The following is a 19,569-nucleotide window of genomic DNA, read 5'->3' as shown; positions in this document are numbered from 1 at the left end:
CATGGCCATGCCGACCCTCGACGACAAGCTGGTGGTGGCGATTTCCTCGCGCGCCCTGTTCGACTTCGAGGAGGAGAACCAGGTCTTCGAAAGCGGTGACGCCGCCGGCTACATGCGGCTGCAGCTGGAACGGCTGGACCAGCCGGCCCGCCCGGGCATCGCCTTCTCGCTGATCCGCAAGCTGCTGGCCTTCAACGACGCCGGCGCGCAGCGGGTGGAGGTGGTGGTGCTCTCGCGCAACGACCCGGTGTCGGGCATGCGCGTGTTCCGCTCGGCCCAGGCCAACGCCATCCACCTGCAGCGTGGCGTGTTCACGCAGGGGCGCTCACCGTTCGGCTACCTGCGGCCGCTGCACGCCAACCTCTTCCTGTCGGCCAACGAGGAAGACGTGCGGCAGGCGCTGATGGCCGGTTTTCCCGCGGCGCGGGTATTGACGGAATCGGTGCTGGCCGGCGGCAACTACCCGAACGAAGTGCGCATCGCTTTCGACGGCGACGCCGTGCTGTTTTCCGACGAGGCCGAACAGGTGTTCCAGGCCCAGGGGCTGGAGGCCTTCCAGCAGCACGAGTCGACCAAGGCGGCGCAGCCGCTGCCCGACGGCCCGTTCAAGCCGCTGCTGATGGCGCTGCATCGGCTGCAGCAGGCCGGCAATTCGCAGATGCGCATCCGCACCGCGCTGGTGACGGCGCGCAGCGCACCGGCGCACGAACGCGCCATCAACACGCTGCTGAACTGGAAGATCAACGTCGACGAGGCCATGTTCCTCGGCGGCCTGGCCAAGGGCGAGTTCCTGCGCGAGTTCGAGCCGGACTTCTTCTTCGACGACCAGACGCGGCATGTGAGCCATGCGGCGCTCCACGTGCCGGCGGGACACGTGGCGTCCGGCATTTCCAACGTCGTCAGCTAGGCCAGCGCCGCTTCGATTTCCGCAAACGAATGGGCGTGCTCTTTCAGCTGGAGCGGCATGCCCAGCTGCCGCGCGATCTGCGACAGCGAGAAGATGCCGCGCACTTCGCGCTCGCCGGCCGGCGAGGTCTGCACCACCAGCGCGTGGTGCCTGCCTGCTTCGCGCAGGCTGGCCACCACCTGGCCGACGCGCGCCGTGCGCAGTTCGTGCATGTCGAAGGCCTCGAGCCGTTCGGCGGGCGTCATGACGTCGGCCACCAGGATCTCGCTGTGCCGCAGGCGCCGCTCGCGCGCCACGGCCAGCGGCTTCTCGCCCAGCACGTCGTTGGTGGTGACGATGCCGGCCAGCCCCTGGTCGGCCTCCGTCACCAGCAGCATGCGCACGCCGCGCTGGAACATGAAGGCTTCGGCGGCCTCCATGGTGGCCTGCGGCGAGATCACCGCGGCGGCCACGCGTTTCAGGTCGGTCATCACCAGCAGCGCCGAGGAATCCAGCGTCACCTCGGTGGCGCCCTGCGTGGGCGTGCAGATGCGGATGGGGCCGGCGACGGGCAGGACGGGAAGCGGATGGTCACGCATCTGGACGGTCCTCGATGAACTGTTTGCCATGATCCGCCGATTGGCTTGCCCAGGCAATGGGACCTTGGACTCAGCGCGGCCCGCGTGATTCGCGCCGCGCGATCCACAGCGTGGAGGCGCAGATCACCACGCCGCCCATCAGCGTGCTGCTGCTGACGATGTCGCCGAACACCAGCCAGCCCAGCAGCGTCGCCCAGACCAGTTCCAGGAAGCGCACCGATTGCGTGGCCGAGATGTCGGCGGCGGCATAGGAGCGGGTGAGGCAGTAGTGCACCGAACTGCCGAGCAGCCCGCACAGCGCGAACAAGAGCCACTGGCCGAGGCCGGGCATCGTCCAGTGCAACAAGGCCAGCGGCAGGCTCAGCACCGTGATGCTGATCGCCTGCCAGGCCACGATGACCTCCGCGCGCTCGTAGCGCGTGAGGGCCTTGGTGATCAGGAAGGAGATTGCGAAGACCGGCGAGGCCGCCAGCATCACCAGGCTGTACCAGCCGCCCTGCCCGGTGAGCTTGGGCGCCACCACGATCAGCACGCCGGCGAAGCCGATGGCCGCGGCCAGCCAGCGCTCCCAGCGCATCGGCTCCTTGAACAGCAGCACCGCGCCCAGCATGATGAAGATGGGCGTGGTGAAGCCGATGGCCGTGGTGTCGGCGATGGTGATGTGCGGGATGGCGATGAACCAAAGGATGAGGCCCACCGTGTGCACCGCGCCCCGCGTGAACTGGCCCACGATGTTCTTCGGCCGGTAGGTGGCGAGGCCGGCGCGCAGCATCAGCGGCAGCATCACCAGCAGGCCCATCAGGTAGCGCAGGAACTGCACTTCGTAGGCGTGCATCTGCATCGTCAGCTCGCGCATCAGCGAGTTGAGCGCCACGAACAGGAAGCTGGAGGCGATCGACCAGGCCATCGCGCGCGTGGTGGGCGACAGGCGGGCGGCCTGGTGCTGCAGCAGCTGGGCGCGCCGCTGCAGGGAGTTGGAATCGTCCACTAGGCGCGCGCCCGCTTGGCCGCCTTGGCCGTCTTGGCCGCCACGGCGGGCGCGAGCGGCAGGCGAGTCTCGGCTTTCACCTCTTTCAGCACCACGCTCGAGCGCACGCGCGTCACGCCGGGCAGCTTGAAAGCCGTCTCGTGCAGGAAGCTTTCGTAGCTCTTGATGTCCGGAACGAGCACCTTGATGACGTAGTCGGCCTGGCCGGTGGTGGCGTAGCAGCTGACGATCTGCGGGCAATCGGCCACCGCGCGTTCGAACTTGCGCACGTCGTCCTCGTTGTGGCGGGTGAGGTTCACCTCGGCCAGCACGGCGAGCGACAGGCCGACCAGCTCGCGGTCCACCAGCGCCGTGTAGCCACGGATGATGCCGGTGGCTTCCATCTCCTTCACCCGCTTCCAGCAAGGCGTGCTGCTCAGGCCGGCGGCGTCGGCCAGCTGCTGCACGGTCTGGCGCGAGTCGCGCTGCAGTTCGGCCAGCAGGGCGATGTCGTGGCGGTCGAGTCCGTTCATTCTCTTTCCCAGGCGCTTTCGAGAATGGCATTCTCCACCACCGGACTGCCGCCGGAAAGAAAAGAAGCCTTTTTCCAGCCCGGCTGCTTAAGCTTCCCGGATGGACACGACCACCCTGAAGCGCCCGGGCTACCGCCTGCAGGACAACCTGTGGGCCCCGCAAGGCGCCGTCTTCCTCACCGGCACGCAGGCCCTGGTGCGGCTGCTGCTGATGCAGCGCCAGCGCGACGCCGCCGCGGGCCTGGGCACCCGCGGCTTCATCAGCGGCTACCGCGGCTCGCCGCTGGGCATGGTGGACCAGCAGGTGTGGAAGGCGGGCAAGAAGCTGGAGGAGAGCGGCATCCGTTTCCTGCCGGCCATCAACGAGGAACTGGGCGCGACCGCGGTGCTGGGCACGCAGCGCGTCGAGGCCGACCCGGAGCGCACTTGCGAAGGCGTGTTTGCCATGTGGTACGGCAAGGGCCCGGGCGTGGACCGCGCCGGCGACGCGCTCAAGCACGGCAATGCCTACGGGGCCTCGCCGCACGGCGGCGTGCTGATGGTGGCGGGCGACGACCACGGCTGCGTGTCCTCGTCGATGCCGCACCAGAGCGACCAGATCTTCCAGAGCATGCACGCGCCCATCGTGTCGCCGGGCAGCGTCGCCGAATACCTGGAGTTCGGCCTGTACGGCTGGGCGCTCTCGCGCTTCTCCGGCAACTGGGTCGGCTTCACGGCCCTGTCGGAAGTGGTGGAGAGCGCATCGACGGTGGACCTGGACCTGGTGAACGCACGCGTCGCGACCTGGCAGGATGCCGATACCGTGCGCCAGCTCACCGGCTACGCCGCACCGGCGGGCGGCCTGCACTACCGCTGGCCCGACCTGCCCTCGCTCACCATCGAGCAGCGCCTGCACGCCAAGCTGGAGGCGGTGCGCGCCTTTGCCCGCATCAACAGCATCGACCGCGACATCGTGCGCAGCCCGCAGGCCACGGTGGGCATCGTCACCGCCGGCAAGGCGCACTACGACTTCATGGAAGTGCTGCGCCGGCTGGAGATTTCGGAGGAGACGCTGGCGCAGCACGGCGTGCGCATCCACAAGCTGGGCCTCACCTATCCGATCGAGCCGACGCGCATGCGCGAGTTCGCGCGCGGGCTGAAGGAAGTGCTCGTCATCGAGGAAAAGGGCCCGGTGGTGGAGGACCAGCTGCGCGCGATGTTCTACAACGCGGCGGAGCGCCCCGTGATCGTCGGCAAGCGCGATGCGCAGGAGCAGCCGCTGGTGTCCGAGCTCGGCGAACTGCGGCCTTCGCGCCTGATCGCCATCGTGGCCAACTGGCTGCACGGCCACTTCGCGGACCTCGACCGGCGCCACCTGGTGCGTGACTTCACGCCGCCCGAGCTGCTGTCCAACGCTTCCGACAGCGTCAAGCGCCTGCCCTACTTCTGCGCCGGCTGCCCGCACAACACCAGCACCAAGGTACCCGAAGGCTCGCATGCGCAGGCCGGCATCGGCTGCCACTTCATGGCCAGCTGGATGGACCGGGGCACCGAGGGCCTGATCCAGATGGGCGGCGAAGGCGTCGACTGGGTGTCGCACGCCATGTTCACCAAGGTGCCGCACGTGTTCCAGAACCTGGGCGACGGCACCTACTACCACTCGGGCTACCTGGCGATCCGCCAGGCCGTGGCGGCCAAGGCCACGCTCACCTACAAGATCCTGTTCAACGACGCCGTCGCCATGACCGGCGGCCAGCCGGTCGACGGCATCATCACGGTCGACGGCATCGCGCGCCAGGTGGAAGCCGAGGGCGTGAAGCAAGTGGTCGTGCTGTCGGACGACATCAGGAAATACGACGGCCTCCGCAACCGCTTCCCCGCCGGCACCGAATTCCACGACCGCGACCAGCTCGATGCGGTGCAGCGCCGCCTGCGCGAACTACCGGGCGTCACCGTGCTGATCTACGAACAGACCTGCGCCGCGGAAAAGCGCCGCCGGCGCAAGAAGGGCGAGCTGGTCGAGCCGGCGCGCCGCCTGTTCATCAACGACCGCGTCTGCGAAGGTTGCGGCGACTGCACCGTGCAAAGCAACTGCGTGGCGGTGCAGCCGCTGGAAACGCCGCTGGGCCGCAAGCGCAAGATCGACCAGAGCAGCTGCAACAAGGACTACTCCTGCGCCAAGGGCTTCTGCCCCAGCTTCGTCGGCGTGGTGGGCGGCAAGGTGCGCAAGGGCACGGGTGCGCTGGCCGGCGGCGCCGATGATTTCATGCAGCGCGTGGATTGCCTGCCGCGCCCCGGCGCGCACGTGTGGAATGCGCCTTACGACCTGCTGGTCACCGGCGTCGGCGGTACCGGCGTGGTGACCGTCGGCGCCCTGATCGCGATGGCCGCGCACCTGGAAGGCAAGAGCGCCAGCGTGCTGGACTTCATGGGCTTCGCGCAGAAGGGCGGCTCGGTGCTCAGCTTCGTGCGCGTGGCGGACATTCCCTCGCGCCTGAACCAGGTGCGCATCGACACCCAGCAGGCCGATGCGATCCTCGCCTGCGACCTCGTGGTCGGCGCTTCGCCGGAAGCGCTGGTGACGGTGCGCCACGGCCGCACGCGCATCCTGGCCAACACGCACGAAGTGCCGGTGGCCGAGAGCCTGCGCAACCCGGATGCGAGCCTGAAGGTGCCGCAGCTGCTGGAGAAGCTGCGCTTCGCCGCCGGCGCCGATCGCCTGGAGACGCTCGATGCGCAGAAGCTCGCCGAGAGCTTCCTCGGCGACACGATCTTCTCCAACATCGTCGCGCTGGGCTTTGCCTGGCAGCGCGGGCTCGTGCCGGTCAGCCTGGAGGCGCTGCTGCGCGCGATCGAGCTGAACAACGTGGTGGTGGACAGCAACAAGCTGGCGTTCTCGCTCGGTCGCCTCGCTGCCGCCGATGCGGAGAGCCTGGCCTGGCTGCTGCGCGGGACGCCCGAGGCGCCGCCCGAGGTCGAACCCCTGCCGGCGCTGCTGGCACGCGCGGTGGACCACCTCACCGCCTACCAGGACGCCGCCTATGCGCGCCGCTTCACGAGCGCGGTGGAAGCCGTGCGCAGCCGCGAGGCGGCCGTCGGCGCCGATGCTTCCATGCCTCTCACGCGCACCTTCGCTCAGGCCTTGCTCAAGCTGATGGCGTACAAGGACGAATACGAAGTCGCGCGCCTGTACACCGACGGCGCCTTCCGCAAGTCGCTGGCGCAGCAGTTCGAAGGCGACGTGCAGCTGGAGTTCTACATGGCGCCGCCGGTGATCAGCAAATCGCGCGACGGGCAGGCGCCGCGCAAGGTGCGGCTCGGGTCGTGGATGATGCCGGCGCTGAAAGTACTGGCCCACGGCAAACGGCTGCGCGGCACGGCCTTCGACATCTTCGGCCGCACCGAGGAGCGGCGGATGGAGCGGGCGCTGGTCGAGGACTACCTGCGGCGCGTGGACGCGCTGCTGCCCGCGCTTTCGCCCGAGCGCCTGAAGGCGGCCATCGAGATTGCCGCCCTGCCGCTGACCATGCGCGGATACGGCCACGTGAAGCTCGCCAACGTGGCGCTGGCCCGGGTGCGCGAAGCGGAGCTGCTGCACCGCTTCGATCCGGCGAAGTATCCGCGGCCCGAGGGCAAGCCGCAGGCGGGGCAGCTGCGCGGGATCCGCGTGACGACGGCGGCCTGAGGCTCAGGCGTTGCGCGGCGGGATGTCCAGCCCGCGCGCAACCGCCGGCCGTGCGGCGAAGGCGTCGAGCACGCGCTTCACTTCGTGGAACTGCGCGAACTCGACGAGCTCGCCAGCGCCGTAGAAGCCCACCAGGTTGCGCACCCACGGGAAGATCGCGATATCCGCGACGCTGTACTCCTTGCCCATCATCCACTGCTTGCCCTGCAGGTGCTTGTCCAGCACCGCGAGCAGGCGTTTCGATTCGGCGACGTAGCGGTCGCGCGGACGCTTGTCCTCGTAGTCCTTGCCGGCGAACTTGTGGAAGAAGCCGAGCTGGCCGAACATCGGCCCGATGCCGCCCATCTGGAACATCACCCACTGCAGGCACTCGTACTTCGCCGCCTCGTCCTTGGGCATCAGCTGGCCCGACTTCGCGGCCAGGTAGACCAGGATCGCACCCGACTCGAACAAGGCCAGCGGCTTGCCGCCCGGGCCGTTCGGGTCGAGGATCGCGGGGATCTTGTTGTTCGGATTCAGCGACAGGAACTCCGGCGTCATCTGGTCGTTGTTCTCGAAGCCGACGCGGTGCACTTCATACGGCAGCCCCGTTTCCTCCAGCGCGATCGACACCTTCACGCCGTTGGGCGTGGGCAGCGAGTAAAGCTGGATGCGGTCCGGGTGCTGCGCCGGCCATTTCTTGGTGATGGGGAAGCCAGAGAGCGCGGGCATGGGGGTCCTCGTGTTGGGACCCGGAGTGTGCCAAAAACCCGCGCATCCTGCTGGAGGGTCAAGCCACCGGCTTGTTGTGGCGCAGCAGGTTGTCCGGATCCCACTTTTGCTTCAACTCGGTGAGCTTGGACAGGTTGGCGCGGCCATAGGCCGCCGCGATGCGGTCGGCGCCCTCTTCCTCGGTGAGGAAGTTGATGTAGGTACCGCCGGTGGAGCAGGGCTGCATCGCCCGGAAGGCGGTGCGCGCCCAGGCCACGTTGGCCGCATCGTCCTGCGCGTGTTCCCAGGAGGCCGCGATGTTCAGCACATAGGCCGCATCGCGGTTGCCCACCGGCGAGTGGCCGGCCGGCAGCTCGTTGAGGGCACCGCCGATCTGGAACAGCAGGATCGCCGAGAAGGGCGAAGGCAGCTGCGCCGCATGGGTGGCGGCCAGTTCCGCGGCCTGGCGCGTCACGGCCGGCAGGTAGTGCGACTTCCAGTAATAGCGCCGGCCCTTCGGCTGCGTGGCGTCCAGCAGCGACTGCATCTGCGTGTAGGGCCGGCGGGTGATGATGTCGGCCACCGGCTGGCCCAGCTTGCGCAGCGGCGCCAGCAGCGCCTCGCCTTCTTCCGGCTTGCCGCTGTAGCAGGCGAAGATGGCCACGATGGGCTGGCCATGGATCTCCTTGGGCAGCCAGGGCGCGGGCGGCGCGATGCGCAGCACCGCCACCGTGGTGAGCTCGCGCGGCGCGGAAGCGCTGAACTCGCGCCAGGCCTCCAGCACCTGCGCCGTGTCCGCGCCGCGCCAGGCAACGGCGCCGCCGAGGATCTCGGGCCCGACCGGGAACAGCCGGTACTCGAACGAGGTGACGATGCCGAAGTTGCCGCTGCCTCCGCGCAGGGCCCAGAACAGGTCGGCATTCTCCTGCGCCGAGGCCCGCACGACCTGGCCCTCGGCCGTCACCACCTCCATGGACTGCAAGGTGTCGCAGGTCCAGCCGAAGCGGCGGCTCAGGTAGCCGAAGCCGCCGCCTACGGTGAGGCCGGCGATGCCGGTGGCGGAAACGAAGCCGAGCACGGCGGCCAAGCCATGCAGCTGCGTCTCGCGGTCGACGTCGGCCAGCGTGCAGCCCGCCTGGGCACGGGCCGTGCCGGCGGCGGGATCGACCCACACCCCGCGCAGCAGCGACATGTCGACCATCAGCGCGCCGTCCGCCACCGCCAGCCCGGCGATGTTGTGGCCGCCGCCGCGCACCGTCAGCAACAGCTGGTGCTGGCGCGCGAAGCGCACGGCCTGCACCACGTCGGCGGTCCCGGTGCAGCGGGCGATGAGGCCGGGACGGCGGTCGACCATCGCATTCCAGAGCTTGCGCACCTCTTCGTAGGCGGGGTCGGCGGCAGTCAGCACGGCGCCCTTGAAGGCGCCGCGGAAAGCCTGCAGCGCTGCGTCCTCGAGCGGGGCGGCTTGGCCATTGAGGCGGGTGAGTTCGATCGGCATGGGTTGCTCCTGGCGTGAGAAGAAAGGCAGGCCTGAAGCATGCGGGTGACGCCCGGCCAGGACTAGTCCAGAATCAGAAGCGTTCGTCCCCCCAAGGAGGCTGACCCATGCAAGGCTATGGCCAGTTCTGCACCGTGGCCCGGGGCGCCGAGGTGCTGTGCGAGCGCTGGACGCCCCTCGTCATCCGCGAGCTGCTGATCGGCAGCCACCGCTTCAACGACCTGCACCGCGGGGTGCCGCGCATGTCCACCAGCCTGCTGGCGCAGCGCTTGCGCCAGCTCGAGGAATGCGGCGTGGTGGAGCGCCATGCGGTGGGCAAGGTCTGGGAATACCACCTGACCGCGGCCGGCGAGGAGCTGCGCCCGCTCATCATGGGGCTGGGCCAATGGGGCGCCCGCTGGATCGGCAGCCGCCTGCGCGAGGGCGAGCTCGACGCCGGCTTGCTGTTGTGGGACATGCGGCGTTCGCTGCGCCTGGCCGAATTCCCGCCGCAGCCGGTGGTGGTGCAATTCCTGTTCCGCGACGGCCACAAGGACGAGCGCAAGTGGTGGCTGGTGGTGGAGGCCGGCACGGCCGACCTGTGCCGCGAGGACCCGGGCCGCGAGATCACGCTGGTGCTCGACGCGACGCTGCGCGCACTGACGGAGATCTGGTCCGGCGACGACACGCCGCAGCAGGCGATGGCGGCCGGCGACCTGCGCGTGCTGGGTCCCCAGGAGGCGGCCGGCCGGCTCTGGAACTGGCTCGGCGTCGGCACCTTCGCGCAGGCGCGGCGCGCGCGCCCGGTCGCGGTCGCGCCCGAACTCAGGACGACGCAGGCAGCGGGGTAGGCGCGGCCCGGCGCCGGCGGAACCGGGCAAGCAGCCGTTCGCGCCCGATCTCGATGCTGTCGTAGAAGGACGGCACCACCAGCAAGGTGAGCAGCGTGGACGTCACCATGCCGCCGATGATGGCGATCGCCATCGGCCGGTAGAACTCGCCGCTGTCGCCCATGCCGATGGCCACCGGCAGCATGCCGGCGATCAGCGCGAAGGTGGTCATCAGGATGGGGCGCAGCCGCGCGCGGCCGGCCGCCATCAGCGCCTCCTCGCGGTCCATGCCGGCTTCCTCGCGCGAACGCGCCGCATCCAGCAGCAGGATCGCGTTCTTCGCCACCAGCCCCATCAGCATGATGATGCCGATGAAGCTCATGAGGTTGAGCGTGCTGCGCGTGACCAGCAGGGCCAGCACCACGCCGACCATGCTCAGGGGCAGCGACAGCATCACGGCCAGGGGCGCGGTGAACGAGCCGAACTGCACGACCAGGATCAGGTACATGAGACCCACGCCCATCACCAGCGCCGTCGCCATCGCGCCGAACACTTCCTTCTGGTCCTTGCCCGCGCCGCCCAGCTCCACGCCGTAGCCGGGCGGGAAGCTCATTTCCTTGGCCAGCTTGACGGCGTCGGCGATCACGTCGCCCTGCGGCCGGTCCTGCACGTTGGCCGACACCGCGATCATGCGGCGGCCGGTCAGGTGCTGGATCTGCGCGGGCGCCTCGCCCATGCTGATGCGGGCGATCTGGTTCAGGGGCACGACCGTGCCGCTGGTGCCGACCGCCACCGGAAGCCGCTCCAGGTTCTCGGCGTCGACGCGGTCCGCCTTGTGCAGCCGCACGGCGACGTCGCGCGATTGCCCGATCGGGTCGACCCAGTCGCCGACCTCGACGCCGGCGAAGGCCACGCGCAGCGCCTGCGCCGCGTCGGCGACCGTGATGCCCAGCTGGTTGGCGAGGCCGCGATCCAGCTCGATCTTCAGTTCCTCCTTCGGCGCCTGCTCCGACAGGCCGACGTCGACGGCGCCTTTCACTCTGCGCAGCTTGTCCATGTAGGCGTTGGTCACGCCCAGCAGCGTGCGCGCGTCCTGGCCGTAGAACTGGATCTGCACCGGCTTGCGCGTGCCGTTGTTCAGGTCGTCGAACACGACGAACTCGGCGCCCACCAGCCGCGCCACCTTGCCGCGCAGTTCGGTCGCCACTTCGGCGGCATTGCGCTTGCGTTCCATGCGCTTGCCGAGGTCGACGTAGACGCGGCCGCCGCCGGCATAGACCTGGCTGTTTGTCGACTTGGTTTCCGGCAGCGTGCGCGCCAGCTCCGCGGCTTTCTCCACCTTCAGGCGCGCGTAGGCCAGGCTGGCGCTGGGCGGCGTGCGGATGTCGATGGCGATCTGGCCCACGTCCTGCTGCGGCAGGAAACTGGAGCCGCCGAACTTGGCGAACAGGCCGACGGAAACCACCAGGCTGCCGATCGCGACCGCCGCCATCGACCAGCGATGGTGGAGGGCGAAGGCGATGAACTTGCCGTAGCGGTCGGACTGGTGGTCGAACCAGTTGTTGAAGCGCTCCAGCGCGTGGCCGATGCGGCCGCGCGGCTTGCGTTCATGCGCCGGCGGGTCGCCCCAGTAGGCCGAGATCATCGGGTCCAGCGTGAAGGAGATGTACAGGCTCACCAGCACCGAGGTGGCGACCGTCAACGCGAAGGGGCGGAACCACTCGCCGGCCACGCCCGGCATGAAGGCCACGGGAATGAAGATGGCGACGATCGAGAAGGTCGTGGCCGCCACCGCCAGGCCGATCTCCGCGGTGCCGCGGCTGGCCGCGGTGATGCGGTCGGCGCCGTTTTCCAGGTGGCGCACGATGTTTTCGCGCACCACGATCGCATCGTCGATCAGCACGCCGATGGCCAGCGAGATCCCGAGCAGCGTCATGAAGTTCAGCGTGAAGCCGCACAGCCAGACGGCGATGAAGGCGGTGAGCGCCGAAGTGGGCAGGCTCAAGGCGGTGATCAGCGTGGAGCGCCACGAGTTGAGGAACACGTAGACGACCAGCACCGTGAGCACGGCGCCGAGCACCAGCGCCTCGATCACGTTGTTCAGGTTGTCCTGCGCGTCGATGCCGCCGTCACGCACGATGTCCAGCTTGGTGCCGGCGGGAAGCGTGGCATTGATCTCGCCCACCAGCTTGCGCACGCCGTGGGCGACGGCCACCGTGCTGGCTTCGCGCGAACGCGTGACGGACAGGCTGACGTTCGGGTGCGCGTTGCGCAGGCTCACGCTTTCGACGTCGGCAAAGCCGTCGATGGTTTCGGCCAGCTGGCCCAGGCGCACCACCTCGCTGCCGCGGCGGCGCACGATGACCTGGCCGAAATCGGCCGGCGATTCGATGCGTCCCACGAGCCGGATGCTCTGGTCGCGCAGCGGGCCGACCACCCGGCCCACCGGCGCGTTGGCGTTCTGGCTGCGCACCGCGTCGACCACTTCGGCCACCGAGATGCCGTATTCGCGCAGGCGGTCCGCGTGCAGCAGCACGCTCAGTTCGCGCTTGAGCGAGCCTGTCACGTTCACCACCGCCACGCCGTCGACACCGCGCAGCTTGTCGGCCAGTTCGTCTTCCGCCAGCCGCGAGATCTCGGCATGGCTCTGGCCGGTGGAGGACAGCGCCAGCTCCATGATCGGCTGCGCACCCGGGTCGCGGCGGCGGATCTCCGGCTCGCGCATTTCGACCGGCAGCTTGTAGCGCACGGTGGAGATCGCGTTGCGGATCTCGTCGGCCGCCTCGATCATGTTCTTGCTGAAGTTGAAGATGACGATGATCTGGGCGTTGCTCTCCTTGGCGGTGGAGCGGATCTCGTAGACGCCGGCGATGCCCTGCAGCGAGCGCTCGATGCGGTTGATGACCTCGCGCTCCACGGTCTCGGGCGAGGCGCCGGGGTAGGCGATGTTGATGGCCATCACCGGCTGTTCGACGTCGGGGATCTCGTTGACGCGCAGTTTCTGCAGCGCCAGCACGCCGAGCGCCATCAGCGACAGGATGATCACCACCGTGGCCAGCGGCCGGCGGATGCTGAAGTCGGAGAGGATCATGTCAGCGCACCAGGGTCGACGGTGCGGCGCTGGCGGCCGCGCTCGCGTTTTCCTGCACCGGCTGGCCGTCCTTCAGTGTGGCGACGGGATGCCGCAGCACGCGGTCGCCTTCGACCAGCCCCGAACGCACGACGAAGTCGCCGCGGCGCGGGTCCCGCTCGCCGAGCTGCAGCGTCGCCTGCTGCAGCTTGCCGCCTTGCACCTTCCAGGCCGAAGCCCGGTCGCCGCTGCGGACCACGGCCGAGGCCGGCAAGACCAGCGCCTGCGTGCTCGATGCGGCCACCCGTCCTTCCGCATACAGGCCGGCCAGGCGCGGCGGCGCGCCGGCCACATCCACCAGCACTTCGACCTGGCGCGTCATGGCGTTGGCGTTCGGGCTCACCAGCCGCACGGTGCCGGCGAACTCGCGCTCGCCGAAGCCGTTGACGCGGAAGGTCACGGTCTGGCCGCGCTGGACCGACTGGATGGCGTCGGAAGAGATCAGGCCTTCGAAGCGCAGGCTGCTCGGGTCGATCACCTTCAGCAGTTCCTTGCCGACCTGGGCGGTGTCGCCGACCGACAGCTTGCGGTCCGCCACCACGCCGTCGAAGGGTGCGCGGACTTCGGTGCGCTGCATCTGCTGCTTCGCCTGCACGAGCCGCATCTTGGCCGAGGCCAGGTCGCTCTGCGTGGTGTTGCGGCGGATCTCCGCGTCCTCCAGGGCCTGGGCCGAGGCCATGCCGGAGGCGCGCAAGGTGTTCAGGCGCTGCAGCTGGCGCTCGGCCTGCTCGGACGCCTGGACGGCGGCGCGCTCGGCCTCCTGCGCGGAAGTGAGTCCTTCGCGGATGGAGGTGTCGTCGAGGCGCACCAGGAGGTCGCCGCGCTTCACGGCGTCGCCGTTCTCCTTCAGCACGGCGGTGACCACGGCCGACACCTCGGCGCGCAGGTCGGCGCGCTTGTCGGGCTGCAGGCTGCCGGTGATCAGCGGGCCGGCCGTGATGGCGCTGGGCCGCACGGTCAGCACGTCTTCGGGCGAGAGCAGCACCGGCTGGGTTTCGGCCTTGGCGGCGTTGGCGTTGCCGCCTCCGCAGCCCGCCAGGGCGAGCAGCAGGACGCCGACGGCGGCGCACTGCAGGGCAAGAATCGTTCTATGTCTCATGGAGCACTCCCCTCCGCGGCTGGATCGCAGCCGCGCCTCCGGGTCCTCTTGGATGGGCGGCCGGGTCAGCCGCGAAGGCGAAAGTGTTGCATATCCGTCCCGCCCCGCTCAACGCCCATGGGATGGATTGCCGCTGGCTGCGACGAAGCGTCGATTCGGCGGGGCAAGATGCGGCCGGGCTGGAAGACTGGCCCAGGCGCCCGGTTCAGCCGCCGGCCGGGGGACCGTCTTCCTGCAGGCGCTGGCGCAGCTCGCGCTTCAGGACCTTGCCGTAATTGTTCTTGGGCAGCGCTGCGACGATCTCGTAGCGCTTGGGCCGCTTGAAGCGGCCGATGTGTTCTAGGCACAGCGCGTCGAGCTCCTCCGTCGCCGGCTTTTGCCCGGGCCGGGCCACGACGAAAGCGACGACGACCTCGCCCCACTCCGGATCCGGCGCGCCGACCACCGCCACTTCCGCGACGGCGGGATGCAGGAGCAGCACCTCTTCGACCTCGCGGGGGTAGATGTTGGACCCGCCGCTGATCAGGACGTCCTTGCTGCGGTCCTTCAAGGTCAGGAAGCCGTCTTCGTCCAGCGCGCCCATGTCGCCCGTGAACAGCCAGCCCTCTCGCAGCGCGGCGGCGGTGGCCTCGGGGTCGCGCCAATAGCCCGCCATCACCGTGTCGCCGCGCACCAGCACCTCGCCGATCTCGCCCGGCGGCAGCGGTTCGCCTTCCGCGGTCGCCACGCGCACCTGCACCGGGGTCTGCGAGAAGCCCACCGACGCCAGGCGCTGCAGGTAGCGGGGATGCGCCGTGTCCGACAAGTAGGACCGCGGCAGCGAGGTGATGACCATCGGGCTCTCGCCCTGCCCGTAGATCTGCACGAAGCGCTGCCCCATGACGCGCAGGGCCCGCTGGAGGTCCGCCAGGTACATGGGTGCCCCGCCGTAGACGATCGTCTTGAAGCCTTCACCGTCGGAACCCGTGGCCTCGGCGTGGTCGACGAGCCGCTTCACGATGGTCGGCGCCGCGAACAGCGACAAGCGCCCCACCGTGCGGGCCAGCGCGAACAGCTCCGCCGGGTCGAAGCTGCCCGATGCGGGGACGACGTGGCGCGCCCCGGCCATGACATGCGGGATCGCATAGATGCCCGCGCCATGCGACATGGGCGCGGCGTACACGATGGCATCCCGGCAGTCGATCGCGTCCACGTCGACGAAGTAGGTGAGGCCCATCGTCATGAGGTTGCGATGGGTGAGCATCACGCCCTTGGGCTTGCCGGTGGTGCCGCTGGTGTAGAACAGCCACGCGAGATCTTCCGCGTCGCGCTCGGCCAGGACTGCGGGTGACGCGGAGAACAGGGCCGGGTACTGCGGGCCGGTCACGTCGAGGATGCGCCCTGGCGCCTGGAGGCCGGCGCCGACGTCCGGGGTGACGAAGGCCCAGCGGGCCTGGGCGTGGTCCAGGATCCACTGCGCTTCGCGCACGTGCAGCTTGGCGTTGATCGGCACGACGGCCAGCCCGGCCCACCACGCGGCGTAGAAGACTTCCAGGTACGCCGGGTGGTTGCGCATGAACACGGCGACGCGGTCGCCCGGCGCGAGCCCGCCCTCGCGCATCGCGGCGGCCAGGCGCGCCACGCGCTCGGCCAGCTGGCCGTAGTCGAACAGCAGGCGCTCGCCCTCGTACAAGGCGGGCCGGCGCGGATCGGCGCGCGCCACGCGCAGGAGGGTGTGGGCAAGGTTCATGGCAGGGCCTGAACGATAGTCCAGCGGGCGCGCGGCTGCCAATAGGGTAGTACCACCTGGGGCGCGGCCCTGGCCAGGCGTTGGTGGCGCCGGTCGCTGGGGCGCTCAGCCGGCGCCGACGAGTCGCGCCACCAGCTCGCCGGCCGTCGCCGCGTCGAACTTGCGCATCAGGCGCGCGCGGTGTGCCTCCACCGTGCGCGGACTGATGGCCAGCGCCCGCGCGATCTGCTTGCTGGTCGCGCCGGCCACGAGTTGCTGCGCGATCTCGCGTTCGCGCGCCGTCAAGGTGGCGCGTACGGGGCGGCGCGCGGAGATGTCCTCGAACATCCAGACGGCGCAGCCGAAAGGATCCGACCGGTCCAGGGCGCGGCCGGCGACGTGGCACCAGAACAGCGTGCCGTCCTTGCGCCGCATGATCCGCTCGTCGCTGTACATGCCCGACTCGCGCATGACCGGCAGTCCCAGGTTGCCGATGTCCTCGAACTCCTCCAGGGAAGGATAGAGCGGCGCCAGCGGCCGGCCCTGCAGTTCGCCGGCCTCGTAGCCGAACATGCGCGCGAAGGCTTCGTTGCAGAGGTCCACGACGCGATCTCGCGACACGCACAAGCCCACCGGCGCCAGCGCGAAAGCCAGCTGCAGGGTCTCGTTCGTGGAAGCGGTCTCGGTCATGGACGGCGATTGTGCCCGCGCCGATATTCACCGGCGCCGCGAGGCCGGAAAACAAAAACGCCTGGTGAAAACCAGGCGTCTTGATTTGGTTGCGCGGGCAAGATTTGAACTTGCGACCTTTGGGTTATGAGCCCAACGAGCTACCAGGCTGCTCCACCGCGCGTCAGAAGGGAAATTATAGCTTATTCAGCGGCCGACTGCTCGGCGTTGTCGGCTTCGGCGATCTCGGGACGGTCCACGAGTTCGACCAGCGCCATCGGCGCGTTGTCGCCGACGCGGAAGCCCATCTTCAGGATGCGCGTGTAGCCACCCGGGCGCGTCTGGTAACGCGGGCCGAGTTCGTTGAACAGCTTGGCGACGATGTCGCGATTGCGCAGGCGGTCGAAGGCCAGGCGCTTGTTCGCGAGCGTCGGTTCCTTGGCCAGCGTGATCATCGGCTCGACGACGCGGCGCAGTTCCTTGGCCTTGGGGACCGTGGTCTTGATGGCTTCGTGCTCGAGCAGCGAGACCATCATGTTGCGCAGCATCGCGAGGCGGTGCTCGCTGGTGCGGTTCAGTTTGCGAAGGCCGTGTCCGTGACGCATGGTGTGTTCCTTTCCTTATCTTGAAAGACGGCCGTGTCAGGTACCGTCAGTTCACCATTGATTGATTAACGCTTGTCGAGGCCGGCGGGCGGCCAGGATTCCAGTTTCATGCCCAAGGTCAGGCCGCGCGAGGCAAGCACTTCCTTGATTTCGTTGAGCGACTTGCGACCCAGGTTCGGGGTCTTCAGCAGCTCGTTCTCGGTGCGCTGGATCAGGTCACCGATGTAGTAGATGTTTTCGGCCTTCAGGCAGTTGGCCGAACGCACCGTCAGTTCGAGTTCGTCGACCGGGCGCAGCAGGATCGGGTCGAACTGCTGCGAGGAACGCTGCACCGGCGCGTCGAACGCGGCCAGTTCGGAGCCTTCCAGCTGGGCGAAGACGGCGAGCTGTTCGACGAGGATCTTTGCCGACGCGCGCACGGCGTCTTCGGCGGTGATCGCGCCGTTGGTCTCGATCTCCATCACCAGCTTGTCGAGGTCGGTGCGCTGCTCGACGCGGGCGCTTTCGACGGTGTAGCTCACGCGCTTGACCGGCGAGAACGAGGCGTCCAGGACGATGCGGCCAATGGACTTGGTCGGCTCGTCGCCGTAGCGGCGCATCGTGCCGGGCACGTAGCCGCGGCCCTTCTCCACCTTGATCTGCATGTCGATCTTGCCGCCTTGCGACAGCGTGGCGATCACGTGATCCGGGTTGATGATCTCGACGTCGTGCGGCGTCTGGATGTCGGCGGCGGTGACGACGCCTTCGCCGTCCTTGCGCAGCGACAGGGTGACCTCGTCGCGGTTGTGGAGCTTGAACACCACGCCCTTGAGGTTCAACAGGATGCCCACCACGTCTTCCTGCACGCCGTCGATCGACGAGTATTCGTGCAGGACGCCGGCGATGGTCACCTCCGTCGCGCCATAACCCACCATCGACGAGAGCAGCACCCGGCGCAGCGCGTTGCCGAGGGTGTGGCCATAGCCACGCTCGAACGGCTCCAGGGTGACCTTGGCGCGGTTCACGCCAAGCTGTTCAACGTTGATGGATTTGGGCTTCAGCAGGTTGGTTTGCATGCAGGACTTCCTCTCAATACCCCCGGCTCGTTACACCGGTAAGGCTGGGGCCCTGGCGCCGTGCCCGGCCGCCAGGGAACTAAAACGCACTCTCTCGCTTAACGCGAATACAGTTCGACGATCAGCGATTCGTTGATGTCGGCGCCGAACTCGTCGCGGTCGGGGACCTTCTTGAAGGTGCCTTCGGCCTTTTCGACGTTCACTTCGATCCAGGCGGGGATGCCGACCTGCGTGGCCAGCTGCAGGGCCTCGACGACGCGGTTCTGCTTCTTGGACTTCTCGCGCACCGCGACCACGTCGCCGGCCTTGACCATGTACGACGGGATGTTGACGGCCTTGCCGTTCACCGTGATGGCCTTGTGGCTCACCAGCTGGCGCGCTTCGGCGCGGGTGGAGCCGAAGCCCATGCGGTAGACGACGTTGTCCAGGCGCGATTCCAGCAGGAACAGCAGGTTGGCGCCGGTGTTGCCCTTGCGGCGGTCGGCTTCCTCGAAGTAGCGGCGGAACTGCTTTTCCAGCACGCCGTACATGCGCTTGACCTTCTGCTTCTCGCGCAGCTGCAGGCCGAAGTCGCTGGTGCGCTGGCCCGAGGTGCGGCCGTGCTGGCCGGGCTTGGAGTCGAACTTCGCCTTGTCGCTGATCGAGCGGCGGGCGCTCTTCAGGAACAGGTCGGTGCCTTCACGGCGGGAGAGTTTGGCCTTGGGGCCGAGGTAACGTGCCACTTTGCTTTCCTTAAATGACTACTGCGCCCATTCGGCGCAGGAGCCGGCAGCGCATGCGCCGCCGGCGGTGGGCTTGGTTGTTAAACCGGAATCAGATACGACGACGCTTTTGCGGGCGGCAGCCGTTGTGCGGGACCGGCGTCACGTCGGAGATCGACGTGATGCGGATGCCCAGCGCAGCCAGCGCGCGCACCGAGGACTCGCGGCCCGGGCCGGGGCCGCGGATCTCGACGTCCAGGTTCTTGATGCCCTGCTCCATGGCGGCGCGGCCGGCCACTTCCGACGCGACCTGCGCGGCGAAGGGGGTCGACTTGCGCGAGCCCTTGAAGCCCTGGCCGCCGGAGGAGGCCCAGCTCAAGGCGTTGCCCTGGCGGTCGGTGATCGTGATGATCGTGTTGTTGAAGGACGCGTGCACGTGGCAGACGCCGTCCGACACGTTCTTGCGAACCTTCTTGCGCACACGCTGCGCGGCGTTGTTGGCAGGAGCCTTGGCCATGTCTTATCTCTTTCGTTGATCAGAGGGGTCCGAGCAACGCGCTACGCGCTTTTGGTCCGACCCCAAATCATTTACTTCTTCAGCGCCTGGGCAGCCTTGCGCGGACCCTTGCGGGTGCGGGCATTGGTGCGGGTGCGCTGGCCGCGCATGGGCAGGCCACGGCGATGGCGGAAGCCGCGGTAGCAGCCGATGTCCATCAGGCGCTTGATGTTCATCGTGGTTTCGCGGCGCAGGTCACCTTCGATGGTGTACTGGGCGATCTGGTCGCGGATCTTTTCCAGGTCGGCGTCGGTCAGGTCCTTCACCTTCTTGGAATAGGCGATGCCCGTCGCTTCGCAGATCTTGCGGGCGCGCGTGCGGCCGATGCCGAAGATCGCGGTCAGGCCGATCTCGGCGTGTTGGTGCGGCGGAATGTTGATGCCAGCAATACGTGCCATGT

The 19,569-nt window shown here is 68.6% G+C and carries 17 protein-coding genes and 1 tRNA gene; 3 read left to right on the top strand and 15 right to left on the bottom strand.

Annotated elements, in window-relative coordinates:
- Position 1 precedes the first annotated feature (1 nt).
- Positions 2-907 carry a 5'-nucleotidase gene (locus LZ009_RS19080; protein WP_275699545.1) on the top strand — a complete coding sequence of 302 codons (906 nt, stop codon included), beginning with the start codon at positions 2-4 and terminating at the stop codon, positions 905-907.
- Here LZ009_RS19080 and LZ009_RS19075 read toward each other — a convergent pair.
- The 3 genes from LZ009_RS19075 to LZ009_RS19065 form a co-directional block, all read right to left on the bottom strand.
- Positions 904-1,485 (bottom strand): CBS domain-containing protein, encoded by a 582-nt coding sequence (locus LZ009_RS19075; protein WP_275699544.1) that lies wholly within the window; start codon positions 1,483-1,485, stop codon positions 904-906. The genes LZ009_RS19080 and LZ009_RS19075 overlap by 4 nt on opposite strands.
- A 70-nt stretch (positions 1,486-1,555) precedes the next feature.
- The gene (locus LZ009_RS19070) at positions 1,556-2,473 is read right to left on the bottom strand and encodes a DMT family transporter (RefSeq protein WP_275699543.1); all 918 of its coding nucleotides are present in this window, start codon (positions 2,471-2,473) and stop codon (positions 1,556-1,558) included.
- The gene (locus LZ009_RS19065) at positions 2,473-2,985 is read right to left on the bottom strand and encodes an Lrp/AsnC family transcriptional regulator (protein WP_275699542.1); all 513 of its coding nucleotides are present in this window, start codon (positions 2,983-2,985) and stop codon (positions 2,473-2,475) included. The genes LZ009_RS19070 and LZ009_RS19065 overlap by 1 nt, the downstream gene beginning before the upstream one ends.
- A gap of 100 nt (positions 2,986-3,085) precedes the next feature.
- Here LZ009_RS19065 and LZ009_RS19060 point away from each other — a divergent pair, with 100 nt between their 5' ends.
- Positions 3,086-6,649: an indolepyruvate ferredoxin oxidoreductase family protein gene (locus LZ009_RS19060; RefSeq protein WP_275699541.1), complete on the top strand. Its 3,564-nt coding sequence runs from the start codon at positions 3,086-3,088 to the stop codon at positions 6,647-6,649.
- 3 nt (positions 6,650-6,652) lie between these two features.
- On the opposite strand, the gene LZ009_RS19055 is transcribed toward LZ009_RS19060, so the two are convergent.
- Together LZ009_RS19055 and LZ009_RS19050 are read right to left on the bottom strand one after the other, a co-directional pair.
- Positions 6,653-7,360 (bottom strand): glutathione S-transferase N-terminal domain-containing protein, encoded by a 708-nt coding sequence (locus tag LZ009_RS19055; protein WP_275699540.1) that lies wholly within the window; start codon positions 7,358-7,360, stop codon positions 6,653-6,655.
- Between the two features lie 58 nt (positions 7,361-7,418).
- A complete protein-coding gene (locus LZ009_RS19050) occupies positions 7,419-8,837 on the bottom strand; it encodes an FAD-binding oxidoreductase (protein WP_275699539.1) in 1,419 nt (472 codons plus the stop codon).
- Positions 8,838-8,944: 107 nt separating this feature from the next.
- Here LZ009_RS19050 and LZ009_RS19045 point away from each other — a divergent pair, with 107 nt between their 5' ends.
- Entirely contained in the window at positions 8,945-9,667 is a 723-nt protein-coding gene (locus tag LZ009_RS19045; RefSeq protein WP_275699538.1) for a winged helix-turn-helix transcriptional regulator, read from the top strand.
- Here the strand turns inward: LZ009_RS19045 and LZ009_RS19040 are convergent.
- From LZ009_RS19040 to rpsM, 10 genes are all read right to left on the bottom strand, one after another.
- Positions 9,642-12,737 (bottom strand): efflux RND transporter permease subunit, encoded by a 3,096-nt coding sequence (locus tag LZ009_RS19040; protein ID WP_275699537.1) that lies wholly within the window; start codon positions 12,735-12,737, stop codon positions 9,642-9,644. The genes LZ009_RS19045 and LZ009_RS19040 overlap by 26 nt on opposite strands.
- Before the next feature lies 1 nt (position 12,738).
- The gene (locus tag LZ009_RS19035) at positions 12,739-13,875 is read right to left on the bottom strand and encodes an efflux RND transporter periplasmic adaptor subunit (RefSeq protein WP_275699536.1); all 1,137 of its coding nucleotides are present in this window, start codon (positions 13,873-13,875) and stop codon (positions 12,739-12,741) included.
- 205 nt (positions 13,876-14,080) lie between these two features.
- Positions 14,081-15,604 carry a class I adenylate-forming enzyme family protein gene (locus tag LZ009_RS19030; RefSeq protein ID WP_275699535.1) on the bottom strand — a complete coding sequence of 508 codons (1,524 nt, stop codon included), beginning with the start codon at positions 15,602-15,604 and terminating at the stop codon, positions 14,081-14,083.
- Positions 15,605-15,709: 105 nt separating this feature from the next.
- Positions 15,710-16,273, bottom strand: coding sequence for a LuxR C-terminal-related transcriptional regulator (locus LZ009_RS19025; protein WP_275699534.1), 564 nt, complete (start codon positions 16,271-16,273; stop codon positions 15,710-15,712).
- Positions 16,274-16,359: 86 nt separating this feature from the next.
- Positions 16,360-16,436: transfer RNA gene (locus LZ009_RS19020), tRNA-Met, on the bottom strand.
- A gap of 19 nt (positions 16,437-16,455) precedes the next feature.
- A complete protein-coding gene (gene rplQ, locus LZ009_RS19015; RefSeq protein ID WP_275699533.1) occupies positions 16,456-16,857 on the bottom strand; it encodes a 50S ribosomal protein L17 in 402 nt (133 codons plus the stop codon).
- A 65-nt stretch (positions 16,858-16,922) separates the two neighbouring features.
- Positions 16,923-17,912 (bottom strand): DNA-directed RNA polymerase subunit alpha, encoded by a 990-nt coding sequence (locus tag LZ009_RS19010; RefSeq protein ID WP_275699532.1) that lies wholly within the window; start codon positions 17,910-17,912, stop codon positions 16,923-16,925.
- A 98-nt stretch (positions 17,913-18,010) separates the two neighbouring features.
- A complete protein-coding gene (gene rpsD, locus LZ009_RS19005) occupies positions 18,011-18,634 on the bottom strand; it encodes a 30S ribosomal protein S4 (protein ID WP_275699531.1) in 624 nt (207 codons plus the stop codon).
- A gap of 91 nt (positions 18,635-18,725) precedes the next feature.
- Positions 18,726-19,130 (bottom strand): 30S ribosomal protein S11, encoded by a 405-nt coding sequence (gene rpsK / locus LZ009_RS19000; protein ID WP_193675917.1) that lies wholly within the window; start codon positions 19,128-19,130, stop codon positions 18,726-18,728.
- 71 nt (positions 19,131-19,201) lie between these two features.
- On the bottom strand, positions 19,202-19,567 hold the full coding sequence (gene rpsM, locus LZ009_RS18995; RefSeq protein WP_275699530.1) for a 30S ribosomal protein S13: 366 nt from the start codon (positions 19,565-19,567) through the stop codon (positions 19,202-19,204).
- Between the last annotated feature and the right edge of the window lie 2 nt (positions 19,568-19,569).

The sequence above is a fragment of the Ramlibacter paludis genome, assembly GCF_022012305.1.
Classification (GTDB): Bacteria; Pseudomonadota; Gammaproteobacteria; order Burkholderiales; family Burkholderiaceae_C; genus Ramlibacter; species Ramlibacter paludis.
Note: the sequence above shows the minus strand (reverse complement) of the source record. Positions and strands in the feature narration are given on the sequence as shown.